Consider the following 23,257-nt stretch of genomic DNA (forward strand, 5'->3'; position numbering starts at 1 on the left):
TCAGGCTGCGGCCGGGTAGTTGACGGCCAGCACTTCAACCTCCTGGACGCCGGCGGGCGTGACCAGCTTCACCACGTCGCCCTCACGCGACTTGAGCAACGCACGCGCAATCGGCGAAATCCAGCTCACCTGCGCGCGCGCGCTTTCAGCCTCGTCGATCCCGAGGATCGTCACCGTGCGTTCATCGCCGGCTTCATCGGCATAACGCACCGTCGCACCAAAGAACACCTGGTCGCGCCCGTGATGGACCGATGGGTCGGTGATCTCGGCAATTTCCAGGCGCTTGGTGAGAAAGCGGATGCGGCGATCTATTTCACGCAGTCGCTTCTTGCCGTAGAGATAGTCGCCATTCTCCGAACGGTCGCCGTTCTTTGCCGCCCAATGAACCGCCTCGACCACCTTCGGCCGCTCGACGTCCATCAGGGCCAGCAGTTCGTCACGCAGGCGCGCGTAACCCTGCGGGGTGATGTAGTTCTTGCTGCCGGCTGGCAACGCCGGCAGGCCACCGCCTGCGCCGTCGTCATCCTCGTCGGCATCGGTTTCCTTGGTGAACGCCTTGCTCATCGAATGAAACTCCGGAAATGAAAAACCCCCAGAACCTTGCGATTCTGGGGGTATCCATATGGTGCGGCTGGCAGGAATTGAACCCACGACCCCTTGGTTCGTAGCCAAGTACTCTATCCAACTGAGCTACAGCCGCTGAGCTTCAAATTATAGCGTGTTTTTTGGGGCTTCCCGAAAACTCGCCAAATCTTCTTGAAATTTCTGCGTGGTAGGCCGTGATGGGCTTGAACCATCGACCAACGGATTATGAGTCCGCTGCTCTAACCAACTGAGCTAACGGCCCGCGCAGCCCGAGATTCTAGTAGGCCGCTCGCAGCAAAGCCGGGGGGCAACGCCCGGCATGTCCACTATTTACGATAACTGAGCGCGTTGGTCACGAGCCGCGAGGTGATGTCGACGATCTGGATCATCTTGTCGTAGGGCATGCGCGTCGGCCCGATCACGCCGAGCGTGCCGACCACCTGGCCATCGACTTCGTAGTTGGCACTGACGACCGACAGCTCTTCGAATGGCACCACGTGGCTCTCGCCGCCGATGAAGATGCGCACGCCTTCGGCCTTGCTGGACACATCGAGCAATCGCATGATCTGCGCCTTTTGCTCGAACAGATCGAAGGCCCGGCGCAATTGGCCCATGTCGCTCGAAAAGTCGGTCACGGCCAGCAGGTTGCGCTCACCGGCGATCACCACCTCGTCCTGCGCGGCGGTCATGACCTCGGAGCTCGCCTCGACCGCCGCCTGCATCAGCGAAGCAATCTCACCGCGCAATTGCTCGACCTCGGACTTCAGCCGATCGCGCACCTGCTCGATCGACAGGCCCGCGTAGTGCGCGTTGATGTAGTTGGACGCCTCGACCAACTGCGACTGCGAATAGTCGACCTCCGGAAAGATCACCCGGTTCTGCACATCGCCATCGGGCGACACGATGATCACCAGCAACCGGCGGTCGGACAGGCGAAGAAACTCGATCTGCCGAAACACCGAAGCGCGGCGCGGCGCCATCACCACACCAACGAACTGGGACAGGCTCGACAGAAGATTGGCCGCATTCGCGATCACCTTCTGCGGCTGATCGGGCGCGAGACTCTGCGTCGGAAACTGGTCGCGCTGCGCGGTCAGCATGGTGTCGACGAAGAGCCGGTAACCCCGCGCGGTCGGAATACGTCCGGCGGAGGTGTGCGGGCTGGTGATCAGACCCAGCGCTTCCAGGTCGGACATCACATTGCGGATGGTTGCCGGCGAGAGTTCGAGCCCTGCGGATCTGGAGAGCGTGCGTGACCCGACGGGTTGCCCCTCGGCGATGTACCGCTCGACCAATGTCTTGAGCAGCAACTTGGCGCGGTCGTCCAGCATGGTCAGATTTTAGTGTTGTAATTTATGAATGATCCCCCGCTTCCGGCATGTCGCACTCATTGGCAAGTACCAGGCTTCCGGCGCGCGCGCCCAAGCCGGGGCGCAGGACGGCGTCATGGAAGAGATCGGCAGCTTTCTTGAATCGCGTGGCTGTCGCGTGTTCGTCGAGCGTTCGGCCGCCAGCGATGCCGAAGTTGGCCCCTACGAAGCGCTCAGCGTCAAGGAAATCGGCGAGCGCTGCGACCTCGGCCTCGTGGTCGGTGGCGACGGCACCATGCTCGGCATCGGCCGGCTGCTGGCGCCCTATGGCGTTCCGCTGATCGGCATCAACCGCGGACGGCTCGGCTTCATCACCGACATCCCGCTCGACAACTACCAGTCGACGCTCACGCCGATGCTGGCCGGCGAATACGAGGAAGACCACCGCAGCCTCATGCACGCCCATGTGATGCGCGACGGCCACTGCGTGTTCGACACGCTGGCGATGAACGACGTCGTCGTCAACCGCGGCGCGACCTCCGGCATGGTCGAGTTGCGTGTGTCGGTCGGTCGCCATTTCGTGGCCAACCAGCGCGCCGACGGCCTGATCATCGCGTCGCCCACCGGCTCGACGGCCTATGCGCTGTCGGCGGGCGGCCCGCTGATGCATCCGTCGATTCCCGGCTGGATACTCGTGCCCATCGCGCCCCACACCTTGTCCAACCGGCCGATCCTGTTGCCGGACGCGGATGAGATCACGATCGAACTGGTATCCGGCCGCGACGCCAGTGCCAATTTCGACATGCAGTCCCTCGCATCGGTCGAGATCGGCGACCGCGTCGTCGTGCGGCGCTCGGACTACCGCGCGCGTTTTCTCCATCCCAAGGGCTGGAGCTACTTCGACACGCTGCGCAAGAAGCTGCACTGGAACGAAGGAGGTTCCTGAATGGCCCTGCGACGCATTGCACTGCGCGACTTCGTGATCGTGCGCACACTCGACCTCGACCTGTCGACCGGCTTTACCGTCCTCACGGGCGAAACGGGAGCCGGCAAGTCCATCCTGATCGACGCGCTGCAACTGGCCCTCGGCAACCGGGCCGATGCGGGTTCGGTGCGCGAAGGTGCCGAGCGGCTGGACGTGAGCGCCGAGTTCGACGCCGATCCCACGCTGGATGCGTGGCTCGACGAAGGCGGCTTCGAGACCGGCGACGCCCTGCTGCTGCGGCGGACCGTGGACCTGCAAGGCCGCAGCCGCGGCTGGATCAATGGCAGTGCCGCCACGGCGACGCAGTTGCGCGCGCTGGGCGACCAGCTTCTGGACATCCACGGCCAGCACGCCTGGCAAAGCCTGACGCGCCCCGACGCCGTACGTGGCCTGCTCGATGCCTACGCCGGTATCGCGACAGACGCACTCGATGTCGCCTGGCATGCATGGCGCCAAACGCTGTCGACGCTCGACACGGCACGCGCGGCGCAGGATTCGCTGCTGCGTGAACGCGAACGGCTTCAGTGGCAGATCGGCGAAGTGGCCAAGCTCGCTCCAGGCGTCGACGAGTGGGACGAACTTTCCACCAATCACACGCGCATGTCGAACGCACAGTCGCTGATCGACGCTGCCGAAGCGGCTCGCAGCGCGCTGGAAGACGACGAGAACGGCGCGCTCGCCTCGCTCGCGCGCGCCGTCTCGCTGCTGCAGGACTGCGAACGGATCGAACCCGAATTCAAGGCGCTCGGCGAAGTATTGGCTTCCAGCGTCGCGCAGGCCGCCGACGCAGCGCACTCGCTGCACGGCTATCTGCGGCACGCGGATGCGGACCCGCGCGAACTGGCCGCACTCGACGAGCGCATGGGTTCGTGGATGTCGCTGGCGCGGCGCTACAAGCGCACGCCGGCCGACCTGCCGGCACTGCTTGCAGGCTGGCAGGCGGAGTTGCAGACGCTGGATGCCCAGAGCGATCTCGCAGCGCTGGAAAAAGCCGAACAGAACGCATCGCAGCGCTATCAGAAGGAAGCCAAGGCGGTCGGCAAGGCGCGCCAGCAGGCGGCGCCGAAGCTCTCGCAAGCGGTCACGCGCGCGATGCAAGGCCTGGGCATGCAGGGCGGCCGGTTCGAGGTGGCGCTGCAGCCACTCACGCAGCCGGGCCGCGCGGGACTGGAAGACGTGTCGTTCCTCGTCAGCGGTCACAGCGGAAGCACGCCGCGGCCGATCGGCAAGGTGGCGTCGGGCGGCGAGCTCTCGCGCATCGCATTGGCCATCGCCGTCACGACCAGCCAGCTCGGCACCGCGCAGACACTGATCTTCGACGAGGTCGATTCCGGCGTCGGCGGCGCAGTGGCCGAAACGGTCGGACGCCTGATGCAGCAACTCGGCCGCGACCGCCAGGTATTGGCCGTCACGCACCTGCCGCAAGTGGCGGCCTGTGCCGATCATCACCTGCTGGTCGCCAAGCAGCAGACCGCGCAACGCAGCAGCGCGGGCGGCCCGCGGACCGAAAGCGGCGTCTCGGCGCTCGACGACGAAGCCCGCGTGCGAGAGCTCGCCCGCATGCTTGGCGGCGAGCGGATCTCGTCCACCACACTGGCCCATGCACGCGAAATGCTGGGCCGGCAGGCCACGGACGCCGCTACATCATGAATCTCGAACTCGTACTGATCACCGGTATGTCGGGCTCCGGCAAGTCCGTGGCGCTGCATGCGCTGGAAGATGCCGGCTATTACTGCGTCGACAACCTGCCGCCGGAACTGTTGTCGCCGTTCATCGCGCTGCAGCAGCAACAGCAAGGCACGCGCGTGGCCATCGCCATGGATGTGCGCAGCGGCATCTCGCTGCCCATGGTGCCTCAGCAACTGGAGCGTCTGCGCCAGGATGGCATTTCGCTGCGCTCTCTCTTCCTGGACGCCACGACCGACGCGCTCGTGCGGCGCTACTCGGAGACGCGGCGGCGCCATCCGCTGTCACGCCAGGAAGGCCGCACCGACGTGCCGGAGCAGCACCGCGTGCTGGTGCACGCGATCGAACTCGAACGCGAACTTCTCGCCGACCTGCGTGATCGGGCGGACGTGATCGACACCAGCATCATCCGGCCGGCACAGTTGCAGAGCTACGTGAAGTCGCTGATCTCAGCGCCGGAAAGCGCGCTGACGCTGGTCTTCGAATCCTTCGCGTTCAAGCGTGGCGTGCCGCTCGATGCGGACTACGTGTTCGACGTGCGGATGCTGCCCAACCCGCACTACGTGCCGACGCTGCGCTCGCTCACGGGACGCGACCAGCCGGTGATCGACTGGCTGCGCGAACACGACGACGTGGCGCGCATGTACGAGGACATCGAGCTGTTCCTGGGCCGCTGGCTGGATGCGCTGGCACGCGATCACCGCAGCTATGTGACGGTGGCCATCGGCTGCACCGGCGGCCAGCACCGCTCGGTGTTCCTGGTCGAACAGCTGGCGAGGGAATTCGGCGCGCGCTGGGCCACGCTCAAGCGGCACCGAGAACTGGACGCCGGCTGAGCAGCAGCTTGCGCACCGGCGCCGGCAGGCCGAGCGATGTCCAGTCGGCATCGGCAAACCAGCCGCCTTCTTCGCCGGCCGGTACCGCGCGCGCTGCATCATCGATAGACACCACCACCGGATGCAGGTGCAGGTCCTTGTGCGTCAGCACGTGGACGAAGGCCTGCGCGTCGCACGCAGTACCGCGCGCGCTCGGCGCCAGCGCTTGGAGCAAAGAATCCCGGCTGTCGAACACCGGCAGGCAATAGAGGCCGGCCCAGATTCCCTTCGCCGGCCGCTTCTCGAGCCAGATGCGTTCTTGCCCGTCCTCGGCCAGCAGCATCCAGAGCGACTCCGAACTGCGCTTGAGCTTGCGCGTCTTGACCGGGAATTTCTCGGGCGCGCCCTGGCGTAGCGCACCGCAGACGTCGTTCACCGGGCACAACATGCAGGTCGGCCGGCGCGGCACGCAAACCGTGGCGCCCAGGTCCATCACGCCCTGCGTATAGCCCGACATCGCGTCGCCGGGCTCGGCAGGCAGCAATCGGGTCGCGATGTCCCACAGCGCGCGCTCCTGCGCGGCCGACGACAGGTCGCCTTCGAAACCAAGCACGCGCGTGAGCACGCGCTTCACGTTGCCATCGAGGATCGCGACGCGTTCGCCGAAGCAGAAAGCGGCGATCGCCGCCGAGGTCGAACGCCCGATGCCGGGCAAGGTCGTCAGTTCCGCGGCCGTGCGCGGGAACTCGCCGCCGAAACGCGCGACGACCTCTTGTGCGCAACGGTGCATGTTGCGCGCGCGGCTGTAGTAACCTAGCCCGCTCCAGAGGCCGAAGACCTCGTCCTCGCTGCCGGCGGCAAGTGCGGCCACGGTGGGAAAGCGCGCGAGGAAGCGCGCGAAGTAGCCCAGCACCGTCGACACCTGCGTCTGCTGCAACATCACCTCGGACAGCCAGACGCGGTAAGGGTCGCGCGTGTTCTGCCACGGCAGCTCGCTGCGGCCATGGCTGGCCTGCCAGCGCACGATGCGTTCGGCAAATGAGGCGGGCAGCACATGGGCGGCCGCGGGAGAGTCAGTCCGCATGGGTTGGGAAAGCTGTCATGGGTTGCACAAACGGCGTCTCAATACTTCTGGCACACGGGGCAGAAAAAGGTCGAGCGCTGACCCTGGCGGACTTGGCGGATCGGCGTCGCGCACACACGACAAGGCGCAGCGGCACGGCCGTAGACCATCGCATCCAGTTGGAAGTAGCCGCTCTGACCATCGATGTTGGAAAAATCGCGCAACGTGCTGCCGCCGCGTTCCACCGCGCGCGCCAGGATGTCGCGGATGGCGGCATGCAGCTTCAGCGCGCGTGGCCGGCTGATGCGCGACGCGGCCAGCGTCGGACGGATGCCCGCAAGGAACAGCGCTTCGGACGCATAGATGTTGCCCACGCCAACCACCACGTCACCGGCCAGCAGCACCTGCTTGATTGCCGCGTGACGCCGGCGCAGCCCCGCATGGAAGGCATCGAAATCGAAGGTATCGCCCAACGGTTCCATGCCCAGGCCGCCGAGCAGCTTGATGGCGAGCGGCGAGCCCTCGTCCTCCACATAGACCACCGCGCCGAAGCGCCGCGGATCGTTGAGCCGCAATGTGCCGCGGCTGGTGACGAGGTCGAAATGGTCGTGCGCGCCGGCCGGTGGCAAGGCCGCGTCGAAGCGCAGGCTGCCCGACATGCCCAGATGCATCAGCAGCAGACCGGCGTCGAGATCGACCAGCAGGTACTTGCCGCGACGTCGCACGCTGCGCACCACACGCCCGACCAACGACGCAGGGTCGACCGCCAGCGCCCAGCGCAACGGCTTGCCGACACGCACCGCATCGATGCGTGCATCCGCGATGCGCTCGGCGAAACCGCGTCGCGTGACTTCAACTTCGGGTAATTCGGGCATGGAACAAGCGTGACACGAAAACGCGCGGGAACCTGACGCACGCGCCACGCTCTCACAAAAGCCTTGGATTATTATGAGTTCAATGACCTTCCCGCCTCGCCGACTCCGCCTTGCGGCGGCCATCTCCCTTGCTGCGATGGCACTTTCCGTCCATGCGCAGGGGCCCGCAGCCACACCGCCAGCCGCTGAGCCGACGAGTCCAGCGCCCATCGTCCGGCCGCCGCCGGCCGCAGCCGTCGTACCCAAGGCGCCCGAAGAGCCGTTGCGGCCGTCCGCAATGGATGCCACGCTGTTCTACGAAATCCTGGTTGGCGAACTGTCGGTGCGTTCGGGTGATCCCGGTGCGGGCTACGCGCTGGTGCTCGACGCGGCGCGCAAGGCGCGTGACGAGACGCTGTTCCAGCGCGCCGTGGAGATCGCACTGCAATCGCGCTCCGGCGATGCCGCACTGGCGGCTGCGCGCGCCTGGCGCGAGGCCGTTCCCGGATCACGCGATGCGGGCCGCTTCGAACTCCAGATCCTGATCGCCTTGAACCGCATCGGCGACACGGCCGAGCCGCTGCGTGCCTTGGTGGCAGCCACCCCGCTGCCGGAACGGCCACTGCTGATGGCCGTGGTTGCACGCACTTATGCGCGCGCAACGGACAAGAAACTGGCGGCCTCCGTCGTCGAGCAGGCGCTGGCCGACGATCTTGCGAATCCGACGACTGCCGGCGTCGCCTGGACCACGGTGGGTCGGCTGCGCCTGTCCGCCGGCGACGCCACCGGTGCCCTGGAAGCGGCGATCAAGGGGCAATCCGCCGATCCGACGTCCGATGGACCGGCGCTGCTCGCGCTCGAATTGATGGACCCGACGCAGCCGCTGGCTGAGCCGATCGTCAAGCGATACCTCGCAACGCCGAAGGCAACGCCCGAATTGCGAGTGGCCTACGCACGGGTGCTGGCGGAAAACCGCCGCTATGCGGAAGCAAGCGCGGAGCTCGCTGCAGTGACCTCCGCCAATCCGGATCTGCCGGACCCGTGGCTGTTGCTCGCCAGCCTGCAAATGCAGGCTCGGCAGGATGCACAGGCTCAGAGCTCGCTGAAGCGCTACGTCGATCTGGCGAACCAGCAAGGCACGCCGGAGGACCGCAAGCGCGGACTGACGCAGGCATACCTGATGCTTTCCCAGTTGGCGGAGCGCCGCAAGGACTTCACCGAGGCGGAAAGCTGGCTCGCGCGAATCGATGGGTCGGACGACCTGGTGGCAACGCAAATGCGCCGTGCCGCGCTGCTGGCGCGCCAGGGCAAGCTGCAACAGGCGCGGGAACTCATCCGCAGCCTGCCCGAACGCAACGCCGACGACCGCAAGCAGAAGTTCCAGGCCGATGTGCAATTGCTGCGCGACGCCAAGCAATATCAGGTCGCATACGACATGCTCGCGCAAGCCAGCGCCGCAACGCCGGACGACACCGAACTGATCTACGACCAGGCAATGATGGCCGAGAGGCTCAATCGCCTCGACGAGATGGAGCGCTTGCTGCGCCGGTTGATTGCGATCCGTCCGGACAGCCAGAACGCGTACAACGCCCTCGGCTACTCGCTGGCCGATCGAAAGGAGCGCCTTGATGAAGCGCGCACGCTGATCCTCAAGGCGGTGCAACTGGCGCCGCAGGACCCCTTCATTGCCGACAGTCTCGGCTGGGTCGAATTCCGGATGGGCAACAGTGCCGAAGCCATCCGGATCCTCGAGGACGCCTACAAGCGCCGTCCGGACCCGGAAATCGGCGCGCACCTCGGCGAAGTTCTCTGGGCGGCGGGCCAGCGCGATCGCGCCATCGGCATCTGGAAGGAAGCCGTGCTGGCAGACGCCGAGAACGAGACGCTGCAGGAGACACTCAAGCGCCTGCGTGTGAAGCTGTGACGATCGCCGCAGCAGTGATCGCGCCGCGCAGCGGGCGGCGTCTGGCGCTCGCCACAGCCACCGCGGCCATGCTGGTCCTGGCCGGCTGTGCCGCACCCCACGCACCGGTCGTCCGTTCACCCGACGCACAGGCATGGACCGGGCGCCTGTCCTTGCGCATCGACAGCGAACCCGTGCAAAGCTTTGCGGCCCTTTTCGAACTGACTGGCGCCCCCGAGGCCGGCGAGCTGACCCTGACGAGCCCGATCGGCAGCACCCTCGCCGTGCTTCGATGGTCGCCGGACCAGGCGCAGCTGCTCAGCGGCGGCGACATGAAGCGATACGCGTCGCTCGACGCCCTGATCCAGGCCGCGACCGGTGCGGCCATCCCGGTACCGGCGCTGTTCGGCTGGCTTGCCGGACGCGACGAGGCCGTGCCCGGTTGGCGCCCCAATCTGAGCCAGGTGGCGCAGGGCCGACTGCAGGCCACGCGCGAGTCACCGCAACCGGAAGCGGAATTGCGCGTCATCTTCGAGCGGCAATGAAGGCGATCTACGACCTGCCGGCGCCTGCCAAGCTGAACCTGTTCCTGCACATCACCGGGCGGCGCGCAGACGGCTACCACCTGCTGCAATCCGTCTTCATGCTGATCGACTGGTGCGACACCCTGCACGTCGAACTGCGCAACGACGGACTGCTGAGTCGCGAAGATCTGACGACGCCACTCCCGGAAGACGATCTGATACTGCGCGCAGCGCGTGCGCTGCAAGCCTTCGCGGCAAAGAACCAGGGTGCGCACATCGGCATCGCCAAGCACGTGCCGTCCCAGGCCGGCATGGGCGGAGGATCGTCGGATGCGGCGACCTGCCTGCTGGCCCTGAACCGCCTCTGGAACCTGCAGTTGCCGCTCAGCAAGCTCGAAGAAATCGGCCTGGCGCTGGGTGCCGATGTCCCGTTCTTCCTGCGCGGACGCAATGCATGGGTCGAAGGCATTGGTGAGCGCATCACGCCGATCGACCTGGCAAGAGCGGACTTTGTCGTCGTGAAACCAAACGAAGGCCTCGATACCCGCCTAATTTTTTCATCGCCCGATTTACAGCGCTCAACTTCCGCTGCTATACTTGCGGGCTTTGCTGCAGAGCAAAAATCTGAAGACGAACACACAGTGTTCAGCTTCGGTCGCAACGATCTGCAGCCGGTTGCGCAACGGCTTTGCCCCGCGGTCACCGATGCCATCGAATGGCTCGGATCCCAGGGTTTCGATGCGAGAATGACCGGCTCTGGAAGTGCAGTCTTTGCAGCATGGAGGAAATCGCGGCAGAGCGCGAATCTCGCACCGCCCCCCGAGGGTTGGCAGGTTCGCCGATGCAGCAATCTGGATGTTCATCCCCTGGCGGGCTGGGCAGTCTAGAAAAGTCGGATCGCTCAGGCGGTTCGACGCGACGTATATCGGTTATCGGCCTTGGCCGGTGACCCGTGTAGGGGAGTCGCCAAGCTGGTTAAGGCACTGGATTTTGATTCCAGCATGCAAAGGTTCGAATCCTTTCTCCCCTGCCAAAACACGAAGAACAGCCCACAGGGGCTGTTCTTCTTGATGAGGTGCAGCCTCTGCTGCATTCACGAAATCACGGCACGACTGCCGTGAGACCCACGAGATTCGCAGCCACCTGGCCGTGAAGACGACGAGAACACTGGTGACTCCCTGAAGAGTCAATCGCATTGCTGGACACACACATGCAGGCCCAACATCCTGACTTCATGGTTTTCACCGGCAATGCCAATCCTGGTCTCGCCGCAGAAATCGCCAAGAACCTCGGCACCACGCTCGGTGCGGCGCGCGTCGGTCGCTTCTCGGATGGTGAAGTCACTGTCGAGATCAACCAGAACGTGCGGGCTCGCGACGTGTTCGTCGTCCAGTCGACCTGTGCACCGACCAACGAAAACCTGATGGAACTGCTGATCATGGTCGACGCGCTCAAGCGCGCATCGGCCGAGCGGATCAGCGCCGTGATTCCCTACTACGGCTATGCACGCCAGGACCGTCGTCCGCGCTCGAGCCGCGTGCCGATCTCGGCCAAGGTCGTGGCCAACCTGCTGCAGACCGTGGGCGTCTCGCGCGTGCTCACGATGGACCTGCACGCCGACCAGATCCAGGGCTTCTTCGACATTCCGGTCGACAACATCTACGCCTCGCCGGTGCTGCTCGGCGACCTTCGCCAGAAGAACTACGAAGACCTGATCGTGGTGTCGCCCGACGTCGGCGGCGTGGTTCGTGCCCGGGCGCTGGCCAAGCAGCTTGGCACCGACCTCGCGATCATCGACAAGCGCCGCCCGAAGGCGAACGTGAGCGAGGTCATGAACGTGATCGGCGAGATCGAAGGCCGCAACTGCGTGATCATGGATGACATGATCGACACCGCCGGCACGCTGGTCAAAGCCGCCGAAGTGCTCAAGGAACGCGGCGCCAAGAAGGTCTACGCCTATTGCACGCACGCGATCTTCTCCGGCCCGGCCATCGAGCGCATCGCCAAGGGTCCGGCGCTCGACGAAGTTGTCGTCACCAACACGATTCCTCTTTCCGACAGTGCCGCAGGCTGCGGAAAGATCCGCCAACTGTCCGTCGCACCGCTGATCGCCGAGACGATCCAGCGCATTGCGAAGGGCGAGTCGGTGATGAGTTTGTTCTCGGACCAGGACCATCTCTTCTGAGATGGCATTGCGGGTCGTCGCGCGGGGCAATGCCTCGCTGACCCGCAAGCCCTGTCCGGGCAAAAAGCCGGCCTCCCCAGGGAGGTCATTTTGAAACCGGCGCCGCACTGGTCGCGGTCGGCGCTCAAGAAGCGAAACGGCAAGAAGCCTTCGCTCCAAGGAGTTAACTATGAAATTCGTCGCTTTTGAGCGCGCCAAGCAGGGCACGGGTGCGAGCCGCCGTCTCCGCATTTCGGGCAAGACGCCCGGTATCGTCTACGGTGGTGAAGCCGCACCCCAGCTGATCGAAATCGATCACAACGCGCTGTGGCACGCCCTGAAGAAGGAAGCCTTCCACGCATCCATCCTCGAGATGGAAGTGGACGGCGCCGTGAGCAAGGTGCTGCTGCGCGACGTGCAGTACCACCCGTTCCGCCAGCTGGTTCAGCACATCGACTTCCAACGCGTCGATGCCAAGACCCGCATGAATATGAAGGTGCCGCTCCACTTCAAGGGTGAAGAAGAGTCCGACGCCGTGAAGATCGACCTGAACCTGGTCAACCACGTGCTGACCGAACTGGAAGTGAACGGCCTGCCGGCCGAACTGCCTGAGTTCATCGAAGTCGACCTGTCGGGCCTGAAGAAGAACGGCACGATCACGCTGAAGGACATCAAGCTGCCGCGCGGCGTGAAGTGGGTCAGCCACGGCAAGCAGAACGTCGTGCTGGCTTCGGCCACCTCGCCGGTCGTTGAAGAAGAAGCACCGAAGGTCGAAGAAGCGGCTGCAGCACCGGCTGGCAAGGGCGGCAAGCCTGCTGCCAAGACCGCAGCCAAGACCCCCGCAGCAAAGGCGCCTGCCAAGAAGTAATTCACTTCTCTGCCTGCGCAGTTCGACGGCCCGCCTCGTGCGGGCCGTTTTCTTTGGTGCCATCCGATAATCCCCGCCATGATCAAGCTGTTCGTCGGCCTCGGAAATCCGGGCCCTGACTACGATGCCACGCGGCACAACGCGGGCTTCTGGTGGATCGATGCGCTCGCGCGTGATCTCAAGCTCTCGCTCGTGCCCGAACGCGGCTATCACGGACTCGCGGCGCGCGCCAACGTCCATGGCCAGACGATCTGGCTGCTCGAGCCGCAGACCTTCATGAACCTGTCCGGCAAATCGGTCGCGGCGCTTGCACGCTTCTTCAAGATTGCGCCGGAAGAAATCCTCGTCGTGCACGACGAACTCGACGTCGTTCCAGGCCAGGCCAAGCTCAAGTTCGGCGGCAGCCATGCGGGCCACAACGGCCTGCGTGACATCCACGCCCAACTGGGAACTGCGGACTACTGGCGGCTTCGGCTCGGCATCGGCCACCCCGGCGTCAAGTCCGAAGTGATCCACTGGGTTCTGAAGAAACCTCTCAAGGAGCAACGCGAAGCGATCGACGACGCGATCATTCGCACGCTGCACGCGGTGCCGGCATTGATGGCCGGCGAAATGGAGAAAGCGACGCTGCTCATCCACACGAGCAAGCCGCCGCGCCCCAAGCCACCGCGCCCCAAGCCACCGCGACGCGAGCCGGCGGCGAGCGACGCGCCGCCAACCGACGTCTAGTAATCCCCATGCGCGAAAGAGAGATGCCGACGAGATGCCTGCCCACCGATACGCCGTCTTGCTGACATTTCTCTTCGCCGCCCTCTTCACGGTTCCAGCCACAGCGGGAACATGGCGCTGCGGCAATACCTACACCGATCATCCCTGCGAGGGCGGCGAACCCATGCCGATGGACGATCGGCGCGACAGCGGACAACAACGCGACGCCGACATGGCCGCCCGGCGTGCGCAATCCGCAGCTGATCGCATGGCCAACGAGCGGCTTCAGCTCGAACGATCCACTGCGGGCCGCCAGGCGGTGCTGATCGCCCAACCATCCGAGGCCAAGCCGCCGAAAACGCCTGCAGCACCGAAATCGAAGGTGAGCGGCAAGAAGAAACACCCCGCCTCGAACGACTTCACCGCGCAGGGGCCCGGCACCGGCGCAAAGAAAAAGACCAAGGCGTCCAGCGCCAAAGAGACCTGAGGGAAATGCGCGGGAACAGACTAGGCAGGGCGCGAAACTGCCGTCGCCGCTGACGCGTCACCAGCAACTTCCGACTTGGCCGCAGTCAATCGCTCGAATTTCTGGAGCAGCGTCTCGCGCGTCTCGACATACCCCGGATTCACCGGAATGCAGGCGACCGGGCAGATCTGCACGCACTGAGGCTCATCGAAATGCCCCACGCATTCGGTGCACTTGTGTGGATCGATCTCGTAGATCTCAGCGCCCATGTAGATCGCGTCGTTCGGGCACTCCGGCTCGCAGACATCGCAGTTGATGCATTCGTCGGTGATCATGAGGGCCATGCCCGATTATCGGTCGGGCGCTCTTCCGACGCGTTCCCAAACGCCTAAGCCCCTCCTCCGCCCGGAAAATGCACCAATTTGTGCATTTACCCGCCGCAGCGGGCATGCTCATTGCATCAAAAGCGTTATGCTGCGCCCCGCCCCATGAGTCTGTTTTTATTCAAGCGCTTTGCGACGCTGATCGGTACGCTGATCGGCGCATCGATCATTGTTTTCCTCGTCCTGGAGATCCTGCCCGGCAATGCCGCGCAGATGCTCATGGGCCCCGACGCGTCCCCCGACGCGGTCGCGGCCCTGGCCACCAAGCTGGGACTCGACCAACCCGCGTGGACACGCTACTGGCACTGGATCGGCGGCCTGCTCACCGGAAACCTCGGCGACAGCTATGCCTACAGTTCGCCGGTTCTCGATCTGATCCTCGAACGCCTGGCACTCACCGTGCCGCTCGCCATGATGGCGATGGTGCTCACCACCGTGCTCGCGCTGCTGGTCGGCGTGACCGCTGCCGCACGCCACAACAAGATGGGTGACGTCGGCCTGATGGGCCTGACGCAGGTCGGCATCGCGATCCCGAACTTCTGGTTCGCGATCCTGCTGATCCTGGTGTTCTCGGTGCAACTGCAATGGTTCTCGGCCGGCGGCTTCGACGGCTGGGGCGACGGCGTGTTCGCCGGACTCAAGGCGCTGCTGCTGCCGGCGTTGTCGCTCGCGGTGGTCCAGGCGGCGATCCTTGCACGCATCACGCGCTCGGCAGTGCTCGAGATCATGCGCGAGGACTTCGTCCGCACGGCGCGGTCCAAGGGCGTGTCGCAGCGGGCCGTGCTCTGGACCCACGTGCTGCGCAACGCCATGATTCCCGTGATCACGGTGATGGGCATGCAGTTCTCCGAATTGCTGGCCGGCACCATCGTGGTCGAGAACGTGTTCTATCTTCCCGGCCTCGGCCGGCTGATCTTCCAGGCCATCAGCAACCGCGACCTGATCGTGGTGCGCAACTGCGTGATGCTGCTGGCAGCCATGGTCGTGATCGTCAATTTCGTGGTCGACGTGCTCTACGCGGTGATCGATCCCCGCATCAAGGCCAGCGACATATGAATTTCCCGCTATGAGCGCACTCCCCACGACCGCCGCGCCAACGTCAGCGGCCTTGAAGATTCCCGGTTTCTGGCACCGTGCCCTCAGGCACCGCAGTTTCGTTTTCGGCGGCGTCCTGACGGTGCTCCTGGTGCTGGCTGCAGCCGTCTCGCTCGTCTGGACGCCCTGGTCGCCCTACGAGATGGACATGCCCAGCAAGCTGCAAGGACCGAGCCTTGCGCACTGGCTGGGCACCGACACCTTCGGTCGCGACGTTGCGTCCCTGCTGCTGGTTGGCGCACGCGCGTCGATCCTGGTCGGCGTGATCGCGGTCGGTATCGGCCTGACCGTCGGCACCGCACTCGGCCTACTGGCGGCGGCGCGTCGCGGGTGGATCGAAGAAGCGATCATGCGTTTCACCGATTTCACGCTGGCTTTCCCCGCGATCCTCTCGGCCATCATGATGACGGCCGTGTTCGGCGCCGGCATCGTGAACGCGATCATCGCCATCGGCATCTACAACATCCCGACTTTCGCGCGGATCACGCGGGCGTCGGCCAACGCGATCTGGTCGCGCGAGTACATCGCCGCCGCACGCGCCTGCGGCAAGGGCGGGTTCTCGATCACGATGCAGCACGTGCTGCCCAACATCTCGGCCGTGCTGATCGTGCAGATCACCATCCGCTTCGCGATCGCGATCCTGGCGGAAGCCGCCCTCTCGTATCTCGGCATGGGCACGCAGCCGCCGCAGCCGTCGTGGGGCCGCATGCTCAGCGAGGCGCAGACGATGATGTTCCAGGCGCCGCTGCTCGCCGTGTTCCCCGGCCTGGCGATCGCGCTGGCGGTGCTCGGCCTCAACATGCTGGGCGACGGCCTGCGCGACCTGCTCGATCCACGCCTGGCCCGCGCACGCTGAATATGCACACCCCCAGTCTTCGCGCACTGCGTGTCGCTCCGCCAACCCCCTTGCAGGGGGCAACACCAGCGGCCCGGCAAAGCCGGTTCTGCGGTGTTTCACGAATGGCTTCCGCCAAAACGATACGTTGCGGAACAGGGAGCTGATATCTATGTCTCTTCTCGAAGTCAACGACCTCCACATCGGCCTGCAGACGCAACGCGGGCCGGCCGAAGCCGTGCGCGGCATCGACTTTTCCCTCGAGCGCGGCGAAACCCTGGGCATCGTGGGCGAGTCCGGCTGCGGCAAGTCGATCACCGTGCAATCGCTGATGGGCCTGCTGCCGTCGAGCGCCAAGGTCACCGGCAGCATCCGTTTCGCGGGCACCGAAATCGTCGGTCTCAATGAGCGCGAGATGTGCAAGATCCGTGGCAACCGCATCGGCATGATCTTCCAGGAGCCGATGACGGCGCTGAACCCGGTGCACACCATCTCGCGCCAGATCGGCGAGCCGCTGCGCCTGCACCGCGGCCTCACCGGCGCGGCGGCGCGCAAGGAAGTGCTGGCGCTGCTCGAACGCGTCGGCATTCCCGACCCGGCCTCACGGCTCGATGCCTATCCGCACCAGTTCTCCGGCGGCCAGCGCCAGCGCATCGGGATCGCGATGGCGCTCGCCTGCGGACCCGACCTGCTGATCGCCGACGAACCGACGACCGCGCTCGACGTGACGATCCAGAAGCAGATCCTCGACCTGATCCAGAGCCTGGTGGCCGAGCGCGGCATGGCGTTGATCCTGATCTCGCACGACCTCGGCGTGATCGCACAGAGCGTCTCGAAGATGCTCGTGATGTATGGCGGCAGCGTGGTCGAGAACGGCCCGACCGCTGCGGTCTTCGCCGAACGCGCGCATCCCTATACCCAGGGCCTGTTCGCGGCGCGGCCGGCGCTGGGTGCGCCGCGTGGCGTGCGGCTTGCGACCATCCGCGGCAGCGTGCCCGAACTGGTCGACATGCCGGCCGGCTGCCCGTTCGCGGGCCGCTGCCAGTACACGATCGAGGCCTGCCACGTGACGCGGCCGCCAGCCACGCCGCTGCCGCACGACCACGAGGTGCGCTGCATCCGCCTCGGTGAACTCGAAGCGGAAGGCGCCACGGCATGAGCGCAGCCACCCACACCGCGGCGAACCCCGCCGCCCCGCTGCTCGAAGTCACCGACCTCGTGCGCCACTACGACCTGCCGCGCGAAAAGCTGTTCTCGCCACCAGCCCGGGTGAAGGCGCTCAACGGCGTGAGCTTCAGCGTCCAGCCCGGTCGCAGCATGGGCATCGTCGGCGAATCGGGCTCGGGCAAGTCGACCATCGCGAGACTCGTGATGGCACTCGACCAGCCGACCGCCGGCAGCGTGAAGCTGCAAGGCCGCGACCTGCACAAGCTGTCGCGCGAAGACCTGCGTGCCGCGCGGCGCGATCTGCAGATGGTGTTCCAGGACCCGTATGGTTCGCTCGACCCGCGCCAGACCGTCGCCCGCATCGTTGCCGAGCCGCTCGAGGCGCTGGCCGAAACGAGCCGTGCCGAGCAACGCGCGCGCGCGTCCGAATCGCTGTCGGCCGTCGGCCTGCGCACCACCGACCTCGACAAGTACCCGCACGAGTTCTCGGGCGGCCAGCGCCAGCGCATCGCGATCGCGCGAGCGCTGATCACGCGGCCCAAGCTGATCGTGGCCGACGAGCCGGTCAGCGCACTCGACGTGTCGGTCCAGGCGCAGGTGCTCAACCTGATGCAGGACCTGCAGCAGCAGTTCGGCATCAGCTACCTGCTGATCAGCCACGACCTCGCGGTGGTCAACCACCTGTGCGACGAAGTCTGCGTGCTGCACCGCGGGCTGGTGGTCGAGCGCGGCGATCCGCAACACCTGTTCGCCCATGCGGAGCACCCCTACACGCAGGCGCTGCTGGCCGCGGTGCCACGCGCAGAGCCGCCGGCGCGCGCCCTGGCGGCGCTGTCGCCCGTGTAAGCAAATGCTTGTCGCGATGCCCCGGCGTCGCGCATGATGTGAGTCGTTTTTTTGCCCTACATCCTCTGGAGAGTCCCGATATGTTGAAACGCCGCACCGTACTCACCTCCGCCGCCCTGGCCGCCTTGCCGATGGCGCTGCCGGGCACCGTCTTCGCGCAGAGCCGCAAGGACTCTATGGTGCTGGGCATGACGCTCGAGCCGACCGGTCTCGACCCGACGGCGTCGGCGGCTGCGTCGATCGGCGAAGTCACGCTCTACAGCATCTACGAGACGCTGACCAAGATCAACGCCGACGGCAGCGTCACGCCGCTGCTGGCCGAGAGCTGGGACATCTCGCCCGACCTGAAGACCTACACATTCAAGCTGCGCAAGGGCGTCAAGTTCCAGAACGGCGAACCCTTCAACGCGCAGACGGTGAAGTTCAGCTTCGACCGCGCCGGCGGCGAGAAGAGCACGAACAAGGACAAGCGCACGTTCGCCAACATCGGCGTGCAGGTGATCGACGACTACACGGTCGTGCTGCTCAACAAGGAAATCGACCCCGACTTCCCCTTCCTGCTCGGCCAGCCGACCGCCGTCATCGTCGAGCCCAAGAGCGCCGACACGAACGCCGCCAAGCCGATCGGCACGGGCCCGTACAAGCTGGACGCCTACAACAAGGGCGCATCGCTCACGCTGAGCAAGTGGGATGGCTACCGCAACCCCAGCTTCGCCAAGCTCAACAAGATCACCTTCCGCTTCATCTCCGACCCGGCCGCGCAGGCCGCATCGCTGCTGGCCGGCGACGTGGACGCCTTCCCGCGCATCGCCACGCGCGTCGTGGCCCAGTTCAAGAACAACCCGCAGTTCCAGGTGATCCTGGCCGGCTCGCGCGCCAAGACCATCCTCGCGATCAACAACGCGAAGAAGCCGCTGGACGACGTGCGCGTGCGCCGCGCGATCCTGGCCGCGATCGACCGCAAGGCCATCATCGAAGGCGCGGCCGACGGCTTCGGCACGCCGATCGGCAGCCATTACGTGCCCGGCGCAGCCGGCTATGTCGACACCACCGGCGTGAACCCCTTCGACGTCGAGAAGGCCAAGAAGCTGCTGGCCGAAGCCGGCGTCAAGCTGCCGCTCGAACTCACGATGACGCTGCCGCCACCGCCGTACGCCCGCCAGGGCGGCGAGATGGTGGTCGCCCAGCTGGCCAAGATCGGCATCGTGGTGAAGGTGCAGAACGTCGAATGGGCGCAGTGGCTCAGCGGCACCTACGGCAACAAGAACTACGACCTGTCGATCATTTCGCACGTCGAGCCCTTCGACCTCGGCAACTACGCCAAGGCCGACTACTACTGGGGCTACCAGTCGAAGGAGTTCAGCACGCTGTTCGACAAGATCAAGAACACCGGCAACGCGGCCGAGCGCAACAAGCTGCTAGGCGAGGCGCAGAAGATCCTGGCGACCGACGCGGCCAACGGCTTCCTGTTCCAGCCGCAGTTCCCGACCATCGCCAAGAAGAACGTGAAGGGCCTCTGGAAGGAACTGCCGATCTTCGCGAACGACCTGGCTGCGCTGTCCTGGTAAGTGTTCCGGCTCGCGGCGGCGCCAGCCACTGGCGTCGTGCCGCGCCGTGTACCGCGTCCACCAGGCGCCCCGCTGACGGCGCCTGGTTCGCATCGGACGGCTGCTATCGAATGCGGCCGTCGATGTAGGGCTCCGGATCCACCGCCGTGCCCTGCTTGCGGATCTCGAAATGGAGCTCGGTGCGTCCGCTGGCGCCCGGGCCCATGTCGGCGATCCGCTGGCCCTGCTGGACCTCGTCCCCCTCCTTGACCAGTGCCGTGCCGATCTGCGCATAGGCGCTGATGAAGTCGTCGTCGTGCTTGACGACGATCATCGTCCCGTAGCCTGGCAGCGCGCTGCTGACCAGCACCACGCGGCCGGCCCGCGATGCGGCCACCGGCTCGCCGGGGCTCCCGGCAAAGTCGACACCCTTGTTCTTGTCGCCATCGAAACGCGCCAGCCGTGGCCCCCTGGCCGGCGCGACGAAGAGCTGCGACGACATGCCCGATGGCTGTTGCGCCAGCGGCTGCACGACCACGCCAGATGACGCCGCGGGCGATGGTGATATGGAAGTTTGAGGTGGCGGCGTCTCAACCGGCGTCATCGGACGCAGCGGCGGCATCGGTGGCAGCGGAGTCGTCGTGCAGGCCGCGAGAACCGCGAGCGACAGGGCCAGGACCGCCATCTGAAGGCGGCGGTTGCTGGAAAAGGAAAGGGGCGAAAGAGGCAGGTTCATGGGGCCATAGACTGCCTCGATTTCGCTTCGGCATCCACCCCGCCGTGTCGGACGGAGGGATTTTCTGGCGCAGGCGGCCAACCCACGTTAGGTTTGAAGCGAGCGCGGCTCCATGGCAGGATCAGGACATGGACCGCTTCTCCCCTTCTCACGTCGACAGCCTGGGCAACCCGCTGACGCTCGACGACCCCGCCAGCCTGCCGCTCGTCGACGATTTCGTGATGGGCTTCATCTCCACCGAAGCCCGCGCCGCCAACCTGCTGCCGCTCATCGACAACGACATGAGCCCGATCGTGCAGGCCTACGGCGCGGCGCTGCACATGTTCGCGGAGTCGCGCGACGCAGTGCCCGGCGCGCGCCCCTACCTGCAGCGTGCGCAGGCCGGTGCCGCCCGCGCCACGCCGCGCGAGCGCCGCTTCATCGCCGCCATTGCCGCCTGGGCCGACGGCGACATCGCAGGCGCGATCGCGCTGCACCAGGAGCAGGCCCGCGAGCATCCGCGCGATCTCGTGTCGCTCAAGCTCGGCCAGTACCACTGCTTCAACACCGGCGATTGCCCGGGCATGCTGCGGCTCGCGCTGGCGGCGCTGCCGGCCGCGGCCGACGTGCCCTACCTGCACGGCATGGCCGCATTCGGCTACGAGCAGTGCCACCTGATGCGCGACGCCGAGGCGAGCGCGCGGCGCGCCATCGGCATGTGCCGCAAGGAGCCATGGGCGCACCATGCGCTGGGCCACGTGATGCTCACCGAAGGCCGCCTGACCGAAGGCCTGGCGTTCATGCAGGGCGTGAGCGACACCTGGGTCGGGCTCAATTCCTTCATGGTCACGCACAACTGGTGGCACGTCGCGCTGTTCCTGATCGACCTGGGCCGCGACGCCGAGGCGTTGGCGGTGTACGACCGGCAGATCTGGGGCGTGGTCAAGGACTACACGCAGGACCAGATCGGCGCGGTGTCGCTGCTCGCCCGCTTCGAACTCGCGGGCATCGACGTCGGCGAGCGCTGGGCCGACCTGGGCAACTACCTGAGCCGCCGCCTCGACGACCACGTGCTGCCCTTCCTCGACCTGCAGTACCTCTACGGGCTCGCACGCGCGGGCCGTGCCGAAGCCGACACGCTGCTGCGCAACATCGCGGACTTCGCGCCCCGCGCGCCCGCATCGACGCGGGCTGCCTGGGAACGTGTCTGCGTGCCCGCCGCGCACGGCCTGCGTGCGCATGCGCACGGCGACTTCGCCGCCGCCATCGACGGCCTGGGGATGGCGCTGCCGCGGCTGATCGAGATCGGCGGCAGCCACGCGCAGCGCGACCTCTTCGAGCAGGTGTATCTCGACGCACTGGTCCGCAGCGGCACCGAAGCCACGCTGACGGGCGCGCAGGGCATCCTGCAGCAGCAGCTCAACGGCCAGCCCGAATCGAAGCGGCTGCGCCGCCAGACCGCGGCCGTCTATGCGGCGCTCGGCCTGCCGGCGTCGCTCACTTCGCTCACGGCACTCACTTCAGGTACGCATTGACCAGCGTGACCCAGTAGCTGGCCGTGCTCGGCAATATCTCGTCGTTGAAGTCGTAGCCGGTGTTGTGGACCATGCAGCCCGGGCCGCTGCCGGGCTTGCCGTCGCCATTGCCCACGATGAAATAGCTGCCGGGCACCGCGTTCAGCATGAAGGCGAAATCGTCGCTGGCCTGCAGCGGCGCCATGTCGGGGATCAGCGCCTTCTCGCCCATCGATTCGAGCGCGAGCCGGCGCGCGAAATCGGTCGCGGCCTCGTCGTTGATGCAGGGCGGCACCTTCCACTGGTAGTCGACCGTCGCCGTCGCGCCGTGCACGGCCGCCTGCGCGTGCGCCATCGCAGTGATGCGCTCGCGCAGGAAGGCGCGCACCTCGGGCCGGCGCGCGCGCACCGACAGCCGCAGCTCGGCGCTGGTCGGGATCACGTTGGGCGCCTTGCCCGCGTTCATCGCGCCGACGGTGACGACCGCCATGTCGTTCGGGTCGACCTCGCGCGACACCAGCGTCTGCAGCGCGAGGATCAGGTGCGCGCTGACCAGGATCGGGTCGACCGTGGTGTGCGGCATCGCGCCGTGGCCGCCCTTGCCGACGACCGTGATGACCACCGTGTCCGACGAGCTGTAGATCACGCCCGGCAGGAAGCCGAACTGCCCGGCCGCGAAGCCGGGTTCGTTGTGGTACGCGTAGACCGCGTCGCAGGGAAAGCGCTCGAACAGGCCGTCCTCGACCATGCGTTTCGCGCCCGCCAAGCCTTCTTCGGCCGGCTGGAAGATCAGGTTCAGCGTGCCGTTGAAGCCGCGCGTCACCGAAAGCAATTGCGCTGCGGCCAGCAGCGTGGCGGTGTGGCCGTCGTGGCCGCAGGCGTGCATGCGGCCCGGATGCCGGCTCGCGTACGGCAGCCCGGTGGTCTCGGTCATCGGCAGCGCGTCCATGTCGGCGCGCAGGCCCAGCCGCTTGCCGCCGCTGCCGACCTGGAGCGTGCCGACCACGCCGGTGCCGCCGAGCCCGCGGTGCACTTCATACCCCCAGCGCGCCAGCCGTTCGGCCACCAGATCGCCGGTGTCGAACTCCTCGTAGCCAAGTTCCGGATTCGCATGGATCTGGCGGCGCAGGCCGACCATCTCTCCGGTGCTGGCCGCAATGCCGGGAAGGATGGGAACGGAAATCATCGGGTGGCTTTCTCGTGAAAACAGAGGGTGCGGGAACG

Annotated in this window: 23 protein-coding genes and 3 tRNA genes; 17 read left to right on the forward strand and 9 right to left on the reverse strand. The window is 66.0% G+C overall.

What is annotated here, in order from left to right:
* The 4 genes from greB to hrcA all read right to left on the reverse strand — a co-directional run bounded on the left by greB (nucleotide 1) and on the right by hrcA (nucleotide 1,916).
* On the reverse strand, nucleotides 1-564 hold the full coding sequence (gene greB, locus AC07PZ_RS18075; RefSeq protein ID WP_495296510.1) for a transcription elongation factor GreB: 564 nt from the start codon (nucleotides 562-564) through the stop codon (nucleotides 1-3).
* A 59-nt stretch (nucleotides 565-623) separates the two neighbouring features.
* Nucleotides 624-700, reverse strand: a tRNA-Arg gene (locus AC07PZ_RS18080).
* A 70-nt stretch (nucleotides 701-770) separates the two neighbouring features.
* Nucleotides 771-847, reverse strand: a tRNA-Ile gene (locus tag AC07PZ_RS18085).
* Nucleotides 848-911: 64 nt separating this feature from the next.
* Nucleotides 912-1,916: a heat-inducible transcriptional repressor HrcA gene (gene hrcA / locus AC07PZ_RS18090; protein WP_495296511.1), complete on the reverse strand. Its 1,005-nt coding sequence runs from the start codon at nucleotides 1,914-1,916 to the stop codon at nucleotides 912-914.
* A gap of 28 nt (nucleotides 1,917-1,944) precedes the next feature.
* Between hrcA and AC07PZ_RS18095 the strand changes: the two genes are divergently transcribed.
* The 3 genes from AC07PZ_RS18095 to rapZ are packed head-to-tail and all read left to right on the forward strand — an operon-like array spanning nucleotide 1,945 to nucleotide 5,402.
* Nucleotides 1,945-2,841, forward strand: coding sequence for an NAD kinase (locus AC07PZ_RS18095; protein ID WP_495296512.1), 897 nt, complete (start codon nucleotides 1,945-1,947; stop codon nucleotides 2,839-2,841).
* Nucleotides 2,842-4,530 (forward strand): DNA repair protein RecN, encoded by a 1,689-nt coding sequence (recN, locus tag AC07PZ_RS18100; RefSeq protein ID WP_495296513.1) that lies wholly within the window; start codon nucleotides 2,842-2,844, stop codon nucleotides 4,528-4,530. It abuts the gene before it with no gap.
* Complete coding sequence (gene rapZ, locus AC07PZ_RS18105) at nucleotides 4,527-5,402, forward strand: RNase adapter RapZ (protein ID WP_495296514.1); 876 nt, start codon at nucleotides 4,527-4,529, stop codon at nucleotides 5,400-5,402. The genes recN and rapZ overlap by 4 nt, the downstream gene beginning before the upstream one ends.
* Here rapZ and mutY read toward each other — a convergent pair.
* Nucleotides 5,371-6,465, reverse strand: coding sequence for an A/G-specific adenine glycosylase (mutY, locus tag AC07PZ_RS18110; RefSeq protein ID WP_495296515.1), 1,095 nt, complete (start codon nucleotides 6,463-6,465; stop codon nucleotides 5,371-5,373). The two genes, rapZ and mutY, sit on opposite strands and share 32 nt — an antisense overlap.
* A gap of 38 nt (nucleotides 6,466-6,503) precedes the next feature.
* The gene (mutM, locus tag AC07PZ_RS18115; RefSeq protein WP_495296516.1) at nucleotides 6,504-7,319 is read right to left on the reverse strand and encodes a bifunctional DNA-formamidopyrimidine glycosylase/DNA-(apurinic or apyrimidinic site) lyase; all 816 of its coding nucleotides are present in this window, start codon (nucleotides 7,317-7,319) and stop codon (nucleotides 6,504-6,506) included.
* An 82-nt stretch (nucleotides 7,320-7,401) separates the two neighbouring features.
* On the opposite strand from mutM, the gene AC07PZ_RS18120 reads away from it, so the two are divergent.
* From AC07PZ_RS18120 to AC07PZ_RS18155, 8 genes are all read left to right on the forward strand, one after another.
* Complete coding sequence (locus AC07PZ_RS18120; RefSeq protein WP_495296517.1) at nucleotides 7,402-9,222, forward strand: tetratricopeptide repeat protein; 1,821 nt, start codon at nucleotides 7,402-7,404, stop codon at nucleotides 9,220-9,222.
* Nucleotides 9,223-9,236: 14 nt separating this feature from the next.
* Complete coding sequence (locus AC07PZ_RS18125; RefSeq protein ID WP_495296518.1) at nucleotides 9,237-9,746, forward strand: lipoprotein insertase outer membrane protein LolB; 510 nt, start codon at nucleotides 9,237-9,239, stop codon at nucleotides 9,744-9,746.
* Nucleotides 9,743-10,612: a 4-(cytidine 5'-diphospho)-2-C-methyl-D-erythritol kinase gene (gene ispE / locus AC07PZ_RS18130; protein WP_495296519.1), complete on the forward strand. Its 870-nt coding sequence runs from the start codon at nucleotides 9,743-9,745 to the stop codon at nucleotides 10,610-10,612. Before AC07PZ_RS18125 ends, ispE begins: the two co-directional genes overlap by 4 nt.
* 69 nt (nucleotides 10,613-10,681) lie before the next feature.
* Nucleotides 10,682-10,758, forward strand: a tRNA-Gln gene (locus tag AC07PZ_RS18135).
* Between the two features lie 177 nt (nucleotides 10,759-10,935).
* Nucleotides 10,936-11,910 carry a ribose-phosphate pyrophosphokinase gene (locus AC07PZ_RS18140; RefSeq protein WP_495296520.1) on the forward strand — a complete coding sequence of 325 codons (975 nt, stop codon included), beginning with the start codon at nucleotides 10,936-10,938 and terminating at the stop codon, nucleotides 11,908-11,910.
* Between the two features lie 169 nt (nucleotides 11,911-12,079).
* Complete coding sequence (locus tag AC07PZ_RS18145) at nucleotides 12,080-12,757, forward strand: 50S ribosomal protein L25/general stress protein Ctc (RefSeq protein WP_495296521.1); 678 nt, start codon at nucleotides 12,080-12,082, stop codon at nucleotides 12,755-12,757.
* A gap of 78 nt (nucleotides 12,758-12,835) precedes the next feature.
* Entirely contained in the window at nucleotides 12,836-13,486 is a 651-nt protein-coding gene (gene pth / locus AC07PZ_RS18150) for an aminoacyl-tRNA hydrolase (protein ID WP_495296522.1), read from the forward strand.
* A gap of 58 nt (nucleotides 13,487-13,544) precedes the next feature.
* Nucleotides 13,545-13,952: a hypothetical protein gene (locus tag AC07PZ_RS18155; RefSeq protein WP_495296523.1), complete on the forward strand. Its 408-nt coding sequence runs from the start codon at nucleotides 13,545-13,547 to the stop codon at nucleotides 13,950-13,952.
* A gap of 20 nt (nucleotides 13,953-13,972) precedes the next feature.
* Here the strand turns inward: AC07PZ_RS18155 and AC07PZ_RS18160 are convergent, their stop codons facing one another.
* Entirely contained in the window at nucleotides 13,973-14,275 is a 303-nt protein-coding gene (locus AC07PZ_RS18160) for a YfhL family 4Fe-4S dicluster ferredoxin (RefSeq protein ID WP_495296524.1), read from the reverse strand.
* 144 nt (nucleotides 14,276-14,419) lie between these two features.
* On the opposite strand from AC07PZ_RS18160, the gene AC07PZ_RS18165 reads away from it, so the two are divergent.
* From AC07PZ_RS18165 to AC07PZ_RS18185, 5 genes are all read left to right on the forward strand, one after another.
* A complete protein-coding gene (locus AC07PZ_RS18165) occupies nucleotides 14,420-15,370 on the forward strand; it encodes an ABC transporter permease (protein ID WP_495296525.1) in 951 nt (316 codons plus the stop codon).
* A gap of 10 nt (nucleotides 15,371-15,380) precedes the next feature.
* The gene (locus AC07PZ_RS18170; protein ID WP_495296526.1) at nucleotides 15,381-16,265 is read left to right on the forward strand and encodes an ABC transporter permease; all 885 of its coding nucleotides are present in this window, start codon (nucleotides 15,381-15,383) and stop codon (nucleotides 16,263-16,265) included.
* Between the two features lie 151 nt (nucleotides 16,266-16,416).
* A complete protein-coding gene (locus AC07PZ_RS18175) occupies nucleotides 16,417-17,403 on the forward strand; it encodes an ABC transporter ATP-binding protein (RefSeq protein WP_495296527.1) in 987 nt (328 codons plus the stop codon).
* Nucleotides 17,400-18,257 carry an ATP-binding cassette domain-containing protein gene (locus AC07PZ_RS18180; protein ID WP_495296528.1) on the forward strand — a complete coding sequence of 286 codons (858 nt, stop codon included), beginning with the start codon at nucleotides 17,400-17,402 and terminating at the stop codon, nucleotides 18,255-18,257. Before AC07PZ_RS18175 ends, AC07PZ_RS18180 begins: the two co-directional genes overlap by 4 nt.
* A gap of 80 nt (nucleotides 18,258-18,337) precedes the next feature.
* Nucleotides 18,338-19,825, forward strand: coding sequence for an ABC transporter substrate-binding protein (locus tag AC07PZ_RS18185; RefSeq protein WP_495296529.1), 1,488 nt, complete (start codon nucleotides 18,338-18,340; stop codon nucleotides 19,823-19,825).
* Between the two features lie 103 nt (nucleotides 19,826-19,928).
* On the opposite strand, the gene AC07PZ_RS18190 is transcribed toward AC07PZ_RS18185, so the two are convergent.
* Nucleotides 19,929-20,489: a murein hydrolase activator EnvC family protein gene (locus AC07PZ_RS18190; RefSeq protein ID WP_495296530.1), complete on the reverse strand. Its 561-nt coding sequence runs from the start codon at nucleotides 20,487-20,489 to the stop codon at nucleotides 19,929-19,931.
* A 179-nt stretch (nucleotides 20,490-20,668) separates the two neighbouring features.
* Between AC07PZ_RS18190 and AC07PZ_RS18195 the strand changes: the two genes are divergently transcribed.
* Nucleotides 20,669-22,054, forward strand: coding sequence for a tetratricopeptide repeat protein (locus AC07PZ_RS18195; RefSeq protein WP_495296531.1), 1,386 nt, complete (start codon nucleotides 20,669-20,671; stop codon nucleotides 22,052-22,054).
* On the opposite strand, the gene AC07PZ_RS18200 is transcribed toward AC07PZ_RS18195, so the two are convergent.
* The gene (locus tag AC07PZ_RS18200; RefSeq protein ID WP_495296532.1) at nucleotides 22,035-23,219 is read right to left on the reverse strand and encodes a M20 aminoacylase family protein; all 1,185 of its coding nucleotides are present in this window, start codon (nucleotides 23,217-23,219) and stop codon (nucleotides 22,035-22,037) included. The two genes, AC07PZ_RS18195 and AC07PZ_RS18200, sit on opposite strands and share 20 nt — an antisense overlap.
* Nucleotides 23,220-23,257 lie beyond the last annotated feature (38 nt).

The sequence above is a fragment of the Variovorax sp. GW821-FHT10B04 genome, assembly GCF_059415645.1.